This is a genomic window from Streptomyces achromogenes (genome assembly GCF_030816715.1).
In the GTDB taxonomy this organism is placed as follows: Bacteria; Actinomycetota; Actinomycetes; order Streptomycetales; family Streptomycetaceae; genus Streptomyces; species Streptomyces achromogenes_A.
Genome location: NZ_JAUSYH010000001.1, coordinates 711,775 through 726,068, shown reverse-complemented (window position 1 = coordinate 726,068; position 14,294 = coordinate 711,775). Strand labels below are relative to the sequence as shown.

Genomic DNA, 14,294 nt, shown 5'->3' with positions numbered 1-14,294 from the left:
ACCGGACAATCCATCTCATCGAGAGGGCCGCCGCCATGGCCGTACGACCAGAGGGAACCCCGTGCTGGGCCGACGCGATGTTCAGCGATGTGGAGGCCGCCAAGCACTTCTACGGCGAGGTCCTCGGCTGGACCTTCGGGGACGCGTCGTCGGAGTACGGGAACTACACGCAGGCCTACGCCGACGGGAAGGCGGTCGCCGCGGTGGTCCCGCCGATGCCCGGCCAGGAGGGTCAGTCGCAGTGGTGCCTGTACCTGGCCTCCGAGGACGCCGCCGCGACCGCCGCCAGGATCCGTGAGAACGGCGGCGAGGTGCTGATGGAGCCCATGCAGGTGGGCGACTTCGGCACGATGTGCCTGGGGCGCGAGCCGGGCGGCGCGGTGTTCGGCGTGTGGCAGGCCGGCGCCCACGAGGGCTTCGAGGCCGCGCCCGAGCAGCCCGGCGCGTACTGCTGGGCCGAGGTCTTCACCCGCGAACCGGAGCGGACGGACGCCTTCCTCCCGGCCGTGTTCCCGTACACGGCGAAGCAGATGCAGGACGACGCGGTCGACTTCCGGATGTTCGAGATCGGCGGCGACACCGTGCTCGGCCGCATGCGGATGACGGAGGAGTTCCCGCCCGAGGTCCCCTCGTACGTCAACGTCTACTTCACCGTCGACGACTGCGACGGCGCCGTGGCGCGGGCGACCAAGAACGGCGGCACCCTGCGCTTCGGCCCGATGGACACCCCGTTCGGGCGGTTCGCGGCGATCAGCGACCCGCAGGGCGCGAACTTCTCGGTGATCGACGTGACGACCACCGCCGGCGAGATGCCGCAGACCACGGACGTCTGACCCGTCCGGCCGGGCCGGCGTGTCCGACCCGGTCCGGCCGGGCGGCGTGGCGAGGCCCCGGCGGGGCCATGGCATGATCGGGCGCATGCGTGAACGACTGGTGGCCGCGTGCGACGGGGCTTCGAAGGGAAACCCCGGACCGGCGGCCTGGGCATGGGTGGTCGCGGACGACGCGGAGGCACCGGCCCGCTGGGAGGCGGGCCCGCTCGGCAAGGCCACCAACAACGTCGCCGAACTCACCGCGCTGGAACGCTTGTTGGCGGCGACCGATCCGGCCGTTCCGCTCGAGGTCCGGATGGACTCGCAGTACGCGATGAAGGCCGTCACCACCTGGCTGCCCGGCTGGAAACGCAACGGCTGGAAGACGTCCGGCGGCAAGCCGGTGGCCAACCAGGAGCTGGTCGTCCGCATCGACGAGCTGCTCGCGGGCCGCTCCGTCGACTTCCGCTACGTGCCCGCGCACCAGGTGGACGGCGACCCGCTCAACGATTTCGCGGACCGCGCGGCCAGCCAGGCGGCGGTCGTCCAGCAGCCGGCCGGCAGCGCCCAGGGCTCGCCCGAGCCGCCGGCCTCGCCGGACACCCCGAAGGCGCGGCCCGCCTCGAAGCAGGGCCGCTCCGCCGGGGGCAAGTCGCCCCGGCGGAGCGGCGGTTCGTCGACCCGCACGATCAGCGCCAAGTTCCCCGGCCGCTGTCTGTGCGGCCGCCCCTACGCGGCCGGCGAGCAGATCGCCAAGAACGATCAGGGCTGGGGACACCCGGAGTGCCGGACGGCGGCCGCCGACGCGGACTGACCGGCGGCGCGGACTGACCGGCGGCGCGGACTGACCGGCGGCGCGGACTGACCGGCGGCGTCGGCTGGGCGGCGGTCACGCCACCGCGCCGCGCCAGCCCCCGGTCTCCAGGCCGCGCTCCTCGATGAACGTCTTGAAGCGCTCCAGGTCTCCCTTGGTCTGGCGCTTCACGAAGCCCAGCTTGTCGCCGACGTTCTCGGCGACGCCTTCCGGCCGGAACTCCATCTGGAGCATCACCTTGGTGTGGGCGTCGTCGAGCCGGTGGAAGGTCACCACCCCGGCCTGCCGGACCTCGCCCGACACCGTGGTCCAGGCGACCCGTTCGTCCGGGATCTGCTCGGTGATCTCCGCGTCGAACTCCCGGTGCACGCCGTTGACACTGGTCACCCAGTGCGTGAGCGTGTCGGTCCGCTGCTCGACGCGCTGCACGCCGCCCATGAACTCGGGGAAGCTCTCGAACTGCGTCCACTGGTTGTAGGCCGTGTGCACGGGCACGTCGACCTCGATGGATTCCTCGACCTGCGACACGGTCGTCTCCTCCTTGTAGTCGGGGGTTCATCCTGTCGGTGCTGCCCGTGGCGGGTACCCGTCAGCGCGGCGGCAAACAGGCCGGTGCGATCAGCCGGGCCGGTGCGGTCAGCCGGCGTCGAAGGTCCGGCCGGTGCGGTCAGCCGGCGTCGAAGGTCCGGGCCGGCGTGGTCAGTCGGAGTCGAAGGTGTAGTGGGCGGTGTGGTCGAGAAGGTCCGCCGGGGTGGTGTCGTTCCAGGGCCGCATCGTCTCGTGCAGGTCGACGACGTTCGGCGTCCCGCCGCCCGGGACGTACCCGGATTCCGGGTGACGGCGCTGCCACCGGGCCCACAGCTTGTCGATGTAGGCGTGGTGCAGCCAGAACACCGGGTCGTTGGGGGAGACCCCGGTCGACATCTGCCCGCCGACCCACACATGGACCCGGTTGTGCAGGTTCACGCCGCGCCAGCCCTCGAGGTGGTTGCGGAAGCCGTCGGAGGCACTGTTCCACGGAGCCATGTCGTACGTCGCCATCGCGAGCACCGACTCGACCTCGGCCCGGGTCGGCAGCTCGCGGACGGCCGTCCCCAGCGAGCGGCGCAGGTAGGTGCGGCCGTCCACCCGGACGTTGACCGGCCACTTGCCGGCCGCCGCGGCGAACGGACCGTCCATCACCTGGCCGTCCCGGCTGCGCCCGCTGCCGCCGAGGAAGTCCGGCGCCCACAGCGAGGAACGGGGCGAACGGTCGGTGGACCAGTCCCAGTACGGCAGCGCCACCGAGGCGTCCACCGACTGCAGCGCTCGCTCGAACTCCAGCAGGAATCTGCGGTGCCACGGGAGGAAGGAGGGCGAACGGTGGCCGGTGCGCTCGCCGTCGTCGGTGTCGCCCAGGATGAACGCGTTGTGCGTGGTGACGAAGGCGTCGTAGCGGCCGGTGCGCTTGAGCTCGAGGACGGCGGCGACGAACCGCCGCTTCTCGTCGGCGGTCAGGGCGGCCTGGTTCTTGCGGACGGTCATGTGCGGTGCTCCAAGGGTGCGGAAGGGTGGGGCGTTCGTCGGGTCAGCCGGCCGGGAACGGGACGAGCCGGGCGCCCTGCAGCTCGTCGACCGCGGCGCGGGCAGCGGCCCGCGGGGTGGGCACCGGGTCGTAGTGACTGACCACGCTGATCCAGGAGCCGTCGGCGTTGCGCATCACATGCAGCTCGACCCCGTCGACGTACACGGCGTAGCCCCCGCCGTGGTGATGTCCGCCGCCGGACCGGCTCCGGCCCTGTATCCGGCGGCCCTTGTAGACCTCGTCGAAGGCCTCGGGGGAGCCGTGCGCGTGGTGCCCGCCGCCGTCGGAGGCGCGGGCGGAGGCGACGGTGGCGAGCGTGGCGCCGGCGGCGACGGCGGCCGCGCCGAGGGCGCGACGACGGCTGAGTTGCGGCATGCGGGATCTCCTGGAGTGCGAGAGGTTGACGACCCCGCATGCCTATCGGCCGGGCCACGGGGCCGGGAAATCGCCTGCGAGTGGTTGGCCCCGATCCGGACATTCGCTTACATGTCGTGCAATCTTGAACCAAGATGATCTTGGCTGTGGGTGTGGTCGACGCGCGGCGGAACAGGCAATTCCTTTCCTTCGGAACACCGCTTCCGGTGATCTTTCTCGGGTCGCCACACTGCCGGTGGTGTGGCTCACGTGCGGAAAGTGGCGCGATCGGGCAGGTGGGGCGTCCGTGGGACGTCGCCGCCCCCTGCTACCCTGCGTCGTCAACCAACCACGTCTGGTAACTCCAAGGGGTGCGCGTGAAGGTCGCCTGTGTCGGCGGCGGGCCCGCCGGCCTGTATCTCTCGATCCTGCTCAAGCGGCAGGACCCGTCCCACGACATCACCGTCCACGAACGCAACCCGGAGGGTTCGACCTACGGCTGGGGCGTCACGTACTGGCAGGGGCTCCTCGACGAACTCCGCGCCCGCGACCCCGAGTCGGCGCGCGCGATCGAGGAGGGCTCCGTCCGCTGGGACGCGGGCGTCGCGCACGTGCGGGACCTGGCGACCCGTCAGCCCGGCGACGAGGGGCACGGCATCGGCCGTCACCGGCTGCTGGAGATCCTCGCGGACCGGGCCCGCGCGCTCGGCGTGCGGCTGGAGTTCGAGAGCGAGATCACCGCCGAAAACCTGCCGGACGCCGACCTCGTGGTGGCCGGCGACGGCGTCCGCAGCGCGCTGCGCACCCATCACGCGGACGACTTCGGCACACAGCTCACCGAAGGCCGCAACTCCTACGTCTGGCTCGGCACGACCAAGGTCTTCGACTCCTTCACCTTCGCCTTCGTGGAGACCGCGCACGGCTGGATCTGGTGCTACGGCTACCCCTTCAGCGACGAGCAGAGCACCTGCGTGATCGAGTGCGCCCCCGAGACCCTGGCCGGGCTCGGCCTCGACCGGGCGGGCGAGGCCGACGGCCTCGCCGACCTGGAGAAGCTCTTCGCGCACATCCTCGACGGCCACCCACTCGTCGGCCGTGCCTCCTCCGCCGGCGGCAGCGCCCAGTGGCTGACCTTCCGCACCCTGGTCAACCGCACCTGGCACCGCGGCAACCTCGTCCTCCTGGGCGACGCCGCCCACACCACCCACTACTCGATCGGCGCCGGCACCACCCTCGCCCTGGAGGATGCCATCGCCCTCGCCGAGGCGCTGGGCGGGAGCCCGGACCTTCCGCAGGCCCTGGACCGCTACGAACGCGTACGCAAGTCCGCGCTGCTGTCCCAGCAGAGCGCCGCCCGCTACAGCGCCCAGTGGTACGAGAACCTCACCCGCTACATCCACCTCCCCCCGGAGCAGATGTTCGCCCTGCTCGGACAGCGCCACTCGCCCCTGCTGCCCTATGTCCCGCCCCAGCTGTACTACCGCCTCGACAGGGCGGCCGGACGCCTCGAGGCGCTGCGCCGGCTCAAGCGCTGGCTGGGACCGAAGCTGGCGCGTGGCGCGCACGCCCGGGCGCTGACCTCCGGCAAGTAGGTCCCCGCGAGCTCCATCGCGCTGGATGATTCCTTGGGTGAATGACCATTCACTGCTAGGGTGAATGGTCATTCACCTATTTTTCCGTGCCGTTCCGGTCGCTGGAGTGCCCATGGCGTCGCCCGCTCCGATACCCGCCCCGACCAGCGGGAACCCCGCTCTGCGGGCCCGGGTCGTCATTCCGGTCCTGGCGTACTGCGGAATTCTCATGGCGGTCATGCAGACGGTCGTCGTCCCGCTGCTGCCCGACCTGCCCCGGCTGACCGGCGCCTCGGCGGGCGCCGTCTCCTGGATGGTGACCGCCGCACTGCTGTCCGGCGCCGTCCTCACCCCGGTCCTCGGCCGCGCCGGCGACATGTACGGCAAGCGGCGGGTCCTGCTCCTGTCGTTCTCCCTGATGTCCGCCGGTTCCGTGGTCTGCGCCCTCAGCTCCGACATCGGCGTGCTGATCGCGGCCCGCGCCCTGCAAGGCGCCGCGTCCTGCGTCGTCCCGCTGTCCATCAGCATCCTGCGCGACGAACTGCCCCCGCAGCGCCGGGGATCCGCCATCGCGCTGATGAGCTCCACCGTCGGCATCGGCGCCGCGCTGGGGCTGCCCGCAGCGGCCGTGGTCGTGCAGTACGCGAACTGGCACGTGATGTTCTGGGTGACCGCCGCGCTGGGCGCGACCGGCGTCGCGCTCATCCGGTGGGCGGTGCCCGAGTCGCCGGTGCGCGCGCCGGGCCGGTTCGACGTGACCGGCGCGCTCGGCCTCGCCGCGGGACTGGTCTGTCTTCTGCTCGCCGTGTCCCAGGGCGGCCAGTGGGGCTGGGGCAGCACCCGCATCGTCGGGCTCTTCCTCGGAGCCGTCGCCGTGCTCTGTCTGTGGTGGCGCCGACAACTGCGCTCCGCGGAGCCGCTGGTCGACCTGCGGCTGGCCTCCCGGCCGGGAGTGGGCCTCTCCCACGTGGCCGCGCTGCTGACCGGCTTCGCCTTCTACGCCAACTCGCTGGTGACCGCCCAGCTGGTGCAGGCTCCCGAGGCGAGCGGGTACGGGCTCGGGCTGTCCATCGCCCAGACCGGTCTGTGCCTGCTGCCCGGCGGCGTCACCATGCTGCTGTTCTCGCCGCTCTCCGCCCGCATCTCCGACCGGCGCGGGCCCCGGATCACCCTCGCCCTCGGCGCCGCCGTCATCGCCGCCGGGTACGCCCTGCGCGTCGCCGACAGCCGTGAACTGTGGATGATCATGGTAGGGGCGACCGTCGTGTCCACCGGCACGACCCTCGCCTACTCGGCCCTGCCCGCGCTGATCCTGCGCGCCGTCCCGGCCGGGCAGACCGCGTCGGCGAACGGCGTCAACGTCCTGATGCGCACCATCGGACAGGCCGTCTCCAGCGCCGCCGTCGCCGCCGTCCTCGTGCACCACACCAGCCTCCTCGACGGGGCCCGGGTGCCGACGCTGCACGGCTATCTGCTGGCCTTCGGCGTCGCGGGCGCGGTGGCCCTCGGCGCGTGCGCGGTGGCGCTCGCCATCCCCGGCGACGCCGGGCCCGACGACACGCCGAGGCCCCGGGGCCGCACCCGGCCGGTGAGCGACGGGGCGAGGGGGGGAGCATGACCCCGTGAGCACTTCGCCCGACGCCCCGGTCCCGACCGGCTCCCCGGCTCCCGTCCGGCGCGACGCGGAGGCGACCAGGGCCGCCATCCTGCGCGCCGCCCGGTACCTCCTCGCCCGCCAGGCCCACGCCGACATCACGCTCAAGGCCGTCGCCGAGCGGGCCGGGGTGAGCGCGCCCCTGGTCCTGAAGTACTTCGGCAACAAGGACGCACTGTTCGCCCGGGTGATGTCCTTCCAGGAGGACGCCGACGCCCTGCTGGACGCCCCGCTGGAGCGACTGGGCCGGCACATGGTCCGGCACGTGCTGGTCAGCCAGCGTGAGCGGGGCGCCGATCCCCTGCTGCGCATCGCGTTCGCGCCCCTGCACGGCGACCACGGCGACGTCCTGCGCGCCAACTTCCGCACCCAGGTCACCGAACGCCTCGCCGCCCGCCTCACCGGCGCCCACCGCGGTGTCCGCGCCGAACTCGCCGTCGCCGCCCTGCTCGGCCTCGGCGTGATGTTCGGCATCGCCCGCGGGAGCGAACTGCGGGCCGTACCGGTCGACGACGTCGCCGACCGGTACGGCCCGACGATCCAGACCCACCTCGACGGCGGCCCCGACGACGGAGGGCCACGTTCCGCGGCGGGCCGCCGCGGATGACACACTGACGCCATGGAAGAGCGCGAATTCGTCAGGTCCGGTCAGCACGCGTCAGTCGTCGGTCTCGGCACCTGGCAGCTGGGGGCCGACTGGGGCGACGTCGACGACAAGGAAGCCCTGACGGTTCTGGAGGCGGCGGCCGAGTCGGGAGTCACCTTCTTCGACACCGCCGACGTGTACGGCGACGGACGCAGCGAGCAGACCATCGCCGCCTTCCTGAGCGGCCGGCCCGACCTGCATGTGCTGGTCGCCACGAAGATGGGCCGCCGCGTCGACCAGATCCCCGAGAACTACGTCCTGGACAACTTCCGCGCCTGGAACGACCGCTCCCGCCGCAACCTCGGCGTCGACCGCGTCGACCTCGTGCAGCTGCACTGCCCGCCGACCCCGGTGTACTCCAGCGACGAGGTGTTCGACGCTCTCGACACCCTCGTCGAGGAGGAGCGCATCGCGCACTACGGGGTCAGCGTGGAGACCTGCGCCGAGGCCCTCACCGCGATCGCCCGGCCGGGCGTGGCGAGCGTCCAGATCATCCTCAACCCGTTCCGCCTCAAGCCCCTGATCGAGGTGCTCCCGGCGGCCCGGGAGGCCGGCGTCGGCATCATCGCCCGGGTCCCGCTCGCCTCCGGACTGCTGTCCGGGAAGTACACCGAGGACACCGTCTTCCCCGAGAACGACCACCGTGCCTACAACCGGCACGGTGAGGCCTTCGACCAGGGGGAGACCTTCTCCGGCGTCGACTACGCCACGGGCGTCCGGGCCGCCGTCGAGTTCGCGGCACTCGCCCCCGAGGGATACACCCCGGCCCAGCTGGCGCTGCGCTGGATCGTCCAGCAGCCCGGCGTGACCACCGTGATCCCGGGCGCCCGCTCGCCCGAGCAGGCCCGCGCCAACGCGGCCGCCGCCCGGCTCCCGGAGCTCTCCGACGCCACCCTCGCGGCCGTCCGCGACCTCTACGACCGGCGGATCAAGGACCAGGTCGAGGGCCGCTGGTAGACGGACCCGGCGCCGGGCGGCAAGAACGGGCGCTCCCGGGGTACTCGCGGTGAGGAGGGGGTCGAGAGACCACACGAACCGGGAGGACGACGAAGGTGACGGACACGGCGACGAGCGCCGAGCGGCGTACGGGGCGGAACGAGACCGAGGAGGAGAGAGCCGACCGGATGTGGGGGGAGCTCATCCAGGAGATCCGCGTCGCCCAGACGGGTGTGCAGATCCTCTTCGGCTTCCTGCTGACCGTCGTGTTCACGCCACGCTACGCGGACCTGCGGGACATCGACCAGGTCATCTACATCGTGACCGTGGTCCTCGGCGCCTGTGCGACCGGCGCCCTCATAGGCCCGGTGTCCCTGCACCGCCTGGTCTCCGGGCGGCGGGTCAAGCCGCAGGCGGTGCAGGTGGCGTCCAGGCTGACCCTAGTCGGCCTGCTCCTGCTGCTCGCCACCATGACCTCCTCGCTGCTGCTGATCCTGCGGGTGGCCACCCACGACGCGTTCGTGCCGTGGCTGGTCGCGGGCGTGGTCGCGTGGTACGGCCTGTGCTGGTTCGTGCTGCCCCTGTGGACCCGCAGCCACTACACGACCGACTGAGCCGGTCCGTCCTCCTCGCGGGCGGTGCCGCGTGCGCCGCGCAGCGCGGTGATGCAGCTGCCGATCGCCTGCTGGAGCTCCTCCAGCTGCTGGACCATGTCGTCCTCGTAGAACTCCTGCGCGTCGACGTCGTCGAAGGTCAGCTCCTCGAAGACCCTGGTCGCCCGCTGGAGGCTGCTGTAGAACTTCGTGCGCCGCTCCTGGACGCGCAGTCCGGGGTCGGCCTCGACGGTCTCCACGACCAGGCTCTTCATGGTGTCGTAGGCGTCGTTCGCCCACTCGCCGCTGTCCTCGCCGTCGTCCAGCTCGTCGAGCAACGAGAGGTGCCGCTCGGCCTCCTGACGCAGCTCGGCCGGCGCGTCGAGGGTCTGTCCGGCGGGCGTCCTGATCCGTCCGGACTCGGCGATCTGGCGCACGTAGCCGATGCGGTCGGCCGAGCGGCTCTCGGAGGCCACGGCCTTCTTCAGGTCGTCGGTGCGCACGACGTCACGGGCCAGCTCGTGCTGCAGCTCCGGATCCTCCCTGACGCGGTCCAGGAGGGCGGCACGGGCCGCGCGGGCGGTCGAGGGGTCGGCGAGGATCGCGGCCCGCAGAGCGGTGGGGTTCTCGGCGACCTCCAGCGCCTTCGTCGGCCGGATGCCCTCGGCCTCGGCGGCCTGCGCGATCGCGGCCCCGCGCTCGGACGTGGCGCTGGAGCGCGAGACGTAGTACGTCAGCCAGACCTCGGCGTCCGGCAGCTCGACCTCCTGGCCGGGCGTCAGCTCCTCGAAGTGCGGGACGAGACCGTCGTCCGCGGCCCGGTCCCACGCCTTGTAGAACCGCAGGACGCGCTCGGGTGAGCAGCCGGCCAGCCCGGCGAACTCCTTCGCCGACACCTTCGGAGTCTCGTCCGCGCCCTGCCCGCCCGGCCGGACGCTGCGCGCCACCAGCAGGCCGAAGGCCCATCCGCCGGTCCGCGCGTAGACGCCGAACTCGCGGGCGTCGCGCGCCACGAGGTCGGCGAGGGGCGCGGGGGACGTCTCGGGGGACGCCTCGACGGCCGTCTCGGGCAGGTCGATCGCCAGGCTCACGGGTGGCTCTCCTCCACAGGCTGCCGGCCGCGGGATCGGCCCCGCGGACGTCCGGAACGGCAGCCTATACGCGCTCCCCGGCCGGGCCCGGTCAGACCCGCGCGGGTCCGTCCGGCGGCAGGTCACCCGAAGGCGCCGCGCAGCGCCGGCAGCAGGGTCTTCTCCGACCAGTCCAGGTAGGCCGGCTGGGCGTCCCCGCCGATCTGTACCAGCGCGACCTCCGTGAACCCGGCCTCGACGTACGGGCGTACGGCCTCGACGAAGTCCTCCGGGTCGTCGCCGCAGGGGATCGAGGCGGCGACGTCGTCGGGCGTCACGAACCGGGTCGCCGCCTCGAAGGAGTCCGGATGCGGCAGTTCGGAGTTCACCTTCCAGCCGCTGCCGAACCAGCGGAACTGGGCGTGCGCCCGCCGCACGGCCGTCTCCCGGTCGGTGTCGTAGGACACGGGGAGCTGGCCGACGCGCGGCTTGCCCGTACCGCCGTGCCGGTCGAACGCCTCGAGCAGTCCCGGCTCGGGCTCGGTGGCGATCACCAGGTCGGCCAGCCGGCCCGCGAGCGCGCACGAGCGGTCGCCGGAGACGGCGAGCCCGATCGGCGGCGGCTCGTCGGGGAGGTCCCACAGCCGGGCCGAGTCCACGTCGAAGTGGGTGCCGTGCCGGGTGACGTGCCGGCCCTCGAAGAGAGCGCGGATGATCTCCACGGCCTCCTCGAGCATCTCGTGCCGGACGTCCACCGACGGCCACCCGCCGCCCACCACGTGCTCGTTGAGGTTCTCGCCCGAGCCGAGCCCCAGCCGGAAGCGTCCTTCGGACAGCAGTTGCATCGTCGCCGCCTTCTGCGCCACCACCGCCGGGTGGTAGCGGAAGGTCGGACACGTCACGTACGTCATCAGCGGAATGCGCGAGGTGGCCTGGGCGGCCGCCCCGAGCACGCTCCAGGCGTACGGCGCGTGTCCCTGCGAGCGCAGCCACGGAAAGAAGTGGTCCGAGGTCACCGAGAAGTCGAAGCCCGCCTCCTCGGCCCGCACCACGTGGTCCACCAGGTCACGGGGACCGGCCTGCTCGGTCATCATCGTGTATCCGATTCGCACCTTGGGCCCCGGGTCCCCGGCCGTCGAGGGAGGAAACAGGGCGCCGGCGACCGGGAGGGGCGTCGGCGCCCTCCCGGAGGCCCCGCGCCCCTGTCGTCGGCCCGTCAGGCGGCCGAGCCCGGCCGGAAGGTCTTGAGGAACGCGTCCAGGGCCTGCCGGTTGGCGGCCGTGTTCCAGTCCGCGGCGGGCGTCGTCCAGCGGAGCGAGAAGCTGCGGTGCCCGCCGAGCAGGAATCCGCGGCCGAACGTGCGCTCCTGCCCGCCGGCGCCGTCGGCGAGCCACTCCATGTCCGCGCCCTTGTACCCCTGGTACGTCGTGGCCCTGATCTCGCCGATCCGCCGGAAACCCGCCGTCCGCCTCAGGTTGGGTTCGACGTCGTCGCGCCAGACGGCGACCGGGTCGGGTCCGGCCTTCCTGGAGTAGGTGACCGCGAGGGTGCGCGGGTCGCCCTTCGCGCCGAAGGTGACTCGGTAGGCCCCGTCGGAGGAGCGGGCGGTGTCCAGCCGCTGCCAGCCCTTGGGCAGGGCCACCGAGAAGCCCTCGTCGGCGCGGTGGACCCGGAAGTCGTCCGGGAGGGCGTCGGCGGTGGCGGGCGGTGAGGGCGTGGGCGAGGTGCGCGGGGGCGCGCTCGGGGAGGGAGTGACCGGCGCACTGGAAGAGGGCGTCGGCGTGGGGGCCGGGTCCGGCGTGGCGGAGACTCTTTCGCCGGCGTCCTCGCCCGGCCCGGTGGCGGAGGCGGACGGCCGGGCCTGCGCGTCGCCCGCCGCCGTGTCGTCGCCGTCGGGCAGGCCCTGGGCCACGGCGAGGGCGGCGAGCGCCACGGTGACGACGGCCAGCGCGGTCCCGGCCGCCATCGCCCGGCCGCTCCACTGGGGGCCGACGCGCCGCGCGGCGGCGCGGACGCGGCGCAGCGGGGGAGCGGGCACGGCGACGTGCGGGTCGTCGTCCAGCAGCCGGGTGAGGGACTGGCGCACCACGGTGCGGGTCAGCCGTTCCCGGGAGTCCTTGCGCAGCAGCCCCTGCACGATCGGGGTGAGGGGACCGGCGCGCAGCGGGGTGCGCAGGGGCAGCTTGTCCACGCCCTTCAAGGTGGCCTCGGGTCGGTCCCGGTCCCGGTACGGCGGCCGTCCCTCGACCATCGTGTAGAGGAGCGCGCCCAGCGCCCACAGGTCCGCGGCCGGGCCGATCCGCTCGTCGCGGGCCTGTTCGGGCGAGGCGTACGACGGGGCGGCCACGCGCGGGGCCAGGGTCGCGCCGGCCAGCCCGAACCCGGTGAGGACGAGGGGACCCTGGCTCCGCACGAAGATCTGGCCGGGGCTCAGCTCGCCGTGGGTGACGCCCTCACCGTGCGCGACCTCGAGCACGTCGAGCAGTTGCAGCCCGATGGCCGCGGCCCTTCCCGGGCTGAACGCGCCCTTCTGCGCGAGGAGCTGGCCCAGCGGGAGGCCGTCGATCCATTCGGTGACGGTCCACAGGGAGCCCTCCTCCTCCAGGGCGTCGACGACCGAGGCGATCCGGCCCGGGCACAGCCGGGCCATCGTCTCCGACATGCGCAGCACCCGGTCGGCGGCCTGCCGCGCCTTCTCCTCGCCCTGGTCGGGGGGCAGACCGATCCTGGTGACCAGGCAGGGCCGGGCCGCCCCGGTCTCCTCGACGTACTCGCCGTACCAGCTGACGCGGTTCGTCTCCCGGTGGACGACGTCGAGCAGCCGGTACCTCCCGGCGACCCACTCGTGCGTGGAGACGTGCGTCTTGACCATGGTCATCCCTCGTCGAAACCGCTGTCACTCACCTTTCCCAGTGGTACGACCGGCGTGAGGGGATCCGTTCAACGGAACGGCAAGTCGGCCCGATTCCTGTCCTTCATTCAAGAAAAGGCTTGGTCGCGGGTCGAGTAGGTGTGCGAGAAAAGGGAATTGGCGGACGCCGGCCCGGTCCGCACCCGCCCCCTCCTGCGGGTGTAACCCGCGGTAAACAAGACGTGTGGGTCTGCTCGGGCGTCCGGAAATCGGCCCTCCGGGCCGCCGTCCATTCTGTTCCGCGACCCCCGGGCCGGGATTTCCCCCTTCTCCGGCGAATCGATTCAGCGCACCTCGAACCGGTCCGTCCACGCCCTCATGTCGGCAGCCGTCGCGTTGCCCCCGCAGACCACCAGTCCCAGCCGTGCCCCGTCGCCCACCCGCTCGACGACCCGCCGGGCCGCGGGCAGCAGACAGCCGGCCGCCGGCTCGGTCCACACCTTCGCGTGCTCGGCGAACTCCAGGGACCCCCGCACGGCCTCCCGGTCGGAGACCACCAGCACCTCGGTGACCAGCGCGCGGACATGGTCGTAGGTCAACCGCGAGACGCTGGGCGCGCTGAGGGTGGTGACGATCGACGACAGCGCCACCGGCACCGGTCCGCCCGCCGCCAGCGCCTGCGACATCGCCTGCGCGCCCTCCGTCTCCACACCCCAGATCCGCACCTGCGGGCGGCGCGCCCGCAGGGCCGCGGCGACGCCCGCGATCAGCCCGCCGCCCCCGATGCTGACCAGCACGTCGGTGAGCTCGCCGGCGTCGGCGGCGAGCTCCAGTCCGACGGTGCCCTGTCCGGCGACGACCAGCGGATCGTCGAACGGGTGCACCAGCGTGAGGCCTTCGTCGCGCAACCGTTCCACCAGCGCGAACGCGGTGTCCATACCGTCGGTCAGCCGCACCGAGGCGCCGGCCGCCTGAGCGGTCTCCACGGAGCGCGCGGGCGCCGAGCGCGGCATCACCACGGTGGCCTTCACGTCCAGGGCGGCGGCCATCACCGCGAGCGCGACGCCGTGGTTCCCGCCGCTCACGGCCACCACCCCGGCGGCCCGCTCGGCCTCGCTCAGCGACAGCAGCTTCGCCGTCGCGCCCCGCGCCTTGAACGAACCGGTGCGCTGGAGGAGTTCGAGTTTCGTGGTCACCGGGACGCCGAGCAGGGCCGACAGGCCGGGGCTCGGCACGGTCGGGGTGCGGACGACATGCCCGGCGATCCGTGCGGCGGCGGCTTCGATGTCGGAAATGCCGATCAAGGCGGTCACCCTTCCGGCGCGGACAGCAGACGGGACCACGCCTTGGCTCTTCGTGTCCTCGCACCCTCGCCCGGCGTCGCCGTGCAGGTCAACTCACCGAGTGCCCGCGGTGTTCGCGGCTTTCG

Annotated in this window: 14 protein-coding genes; 7 read left to right on the top strand and 7 right to left on the bottom strand. The window is 72.8% G+C overall.

All coding sequences use genetic code 11. The features are described from left to right. Positions 1-35 precede the first annotated feature (35 nt). Both QF032_RS03255 and QF032_RS03250 read left to right on the top strand, forming a co-directional pair. A complete protein-coding gene (locus QF032_RS03255; RefSeq protein WP_307049890.1) occupies positions 36-833 on the top strand; it encodes a VOC family protein in 798 nt (265 codons plus the stop codon). A 73-nt stretch (positions 834-906) separates the two neighbouring features. Beyond that, positions 907-1,626: a ribonuclease H family protein gene (locus QF032_RS03250; protein ID WP_307054805.1), complete on the top strand. Its 720-nt coding sequence runs from the start codon at positions 907-909 to the stop codon at positions 1,624-1,626. 75 nt (positions 1,627-1,701) lie between these two features. On the opposite strand, the gene QF032_RS03245 is transcribed toward QF032_RS03250, so the two are convergent. From QF032_RS03245 to melC1, 3 genes are all read right to left on the bottom strand, one after another. After that, positions 1,702-2,154, bottom strand: coding sequence for an SRPBCC family protein (locus tag QF032_RS03245; RefSeq protein WP_307054803.1), 453 nt, complete (start codon positions 2,152-2,154; stop codon positions 1,702-1,704). Between the two features lie 171 nt (positions 2,155-2,325). Then, positions 2,326-3,150 (bottom strand): tyrosinase MelC2, encoded by an 825-nt coding sequence (gene melC2, locus QF032_RS03240; RefSeq protein WP_307039797.1) that lies wholly within the window; start codon positions 3,148-3,150, stop codon positions 2,326-2,328. A 43-nt stretch (positions 3,151-3,193) separates the two neighbouring features. Further along, on the bottom strand, positions 3,194-3,565 hold the full coding sequence (melC1, locus tag QF032_RS03235; RefSeq protein WP_307054801.1) for an apotyrosinase chaperone MelC1: 372 nt from the start codon (positions 3,563-3,565) through the stop codon (positions 3,194-3,196). 350 nt (positions 3,566-3,915) lie between these two features. Here melC1 and QF032_RS03230 point away from each other — a divergent pair, with 350 nt between their 5' ends. The 5 genes from QF032_RS03230 (at position 3,916) to QF032_RS03210 (ending at position 8,965) form a co-directional block, all read left to right on the top strand. Further along, positions 3,916-5,136, top strand: a complete 1,221-nt coding sequence (locus QF032_RS03230) for an FAD-dependent monooxygenase (protein ID WP_307039795.1) — start codon at positions 3,916-3,918, stop codon at positions 5,134-5,136. A 112-nt stretch (positions 5,137-5,248) separates the two neighbouring features. Further along, positions 5,249-6,733, top strand: a complete 1,485-nt coding sequence (locus QF032_RS03225; RefSeq protein WP_307039794.1) for an MFS transporter — start codon at positions 5,249-5,251, stop codon at positions 6,731-6,733. 4 nt (positions 6,734-6,737) lie between these two features. Next, positions 6,738-7,376, top strand: coding sequence for a TetR/AcrR family transcriptional regulator (locus tag QF032_RS03220; RefSeq protein ID WP_307054799.1), 639 nt, complete (start codon positions 6,738-6,740; stop codon positions 7,374-7,376). 12 nt (positions 7,377-7,388) lie between these two features. Beyond that, positions 7,389-8,372 carry an aldo/keto reductase gene (locus tag QF032_RS03215; RefSeq protein WP_306955064.1) on the top strand — a complete coding sequence of 328 codons (984 nt, stop codon included), beginning with the start codon at positions 7,389-7,391 and terminating at the stop codon, positions 8,370-8,372. Between the two features lie 95 nt (positions 8,373-8,467). Then, complete coding sequence (locus QF032_RS03210; RefSeq protein WP_373430284.1) at positions 8,468-8,965, top strand: DUF6328 family protein; 498 nt, start codon at positions 8,468-8,470, stop codon at positions 8,963-8,965. On the opposite strand, the gene QF032_RS03205 is transcribed toward QF032_RS03210, so the two are convergent. The 4 genes from QF032_RS03205 to QF032_RS03190 form a co-directional block, all read right to left on the bottom strand. Continuing rightward, positions 8,950-10,035, bottom strand: a complete 1,086-nt coding sequence (locus QF032_RS03205; protein ID WP_307039788.1) for a hypothetical protein — start codon at positions 10,033-10,035, stop codon at positions 8,950-8,952. The genes QF032_RS03210 and QF032_RS03205 overlap by 16 nt on opposite strands. 122 nt (positions 10,036-10,157) lie before the next feature. Continuing rightward, on the bottom strand, positions 10,158-11,108 hold the full coding sequence (locus QF032_RS03200) for an LLM class F420-dependent oxidoreductase (protein ID WP_307060141.1): 951 nt from the start codon (positions 11,106-11,108) through the stop codon (positions 10,158-10,160). A 122-nt stretch (positions 11,109-11,230) separates the two neighbouring features. Beyond that, the gene (locus tag QF032_RS03195) at positions 11,231-12,892 is read right to left on the bottom strand and encodes a serine/threonine protein kinase (RefSeq protein ID WP_307054797.1); all 1,662 of its coding nucleotides are present in this window, start codon (positions 12,890-12,892) and stop codon (positions 11,231-11,233) included. Between the two features lie 317 nt (positions 12,893-13,209). Then, positions 13,210-14,169, bottom strand: coding sequence for a threonine/serine dehydratase (locus QF032_RS03190; RefSeq protein ID WP_307039783.1), 960 nt, complete (start codon positions 14,167-14,169; stop codon positions 13,210-13,212). Positions 14,170-14,294: the final 125 nt, after the last annotated feature.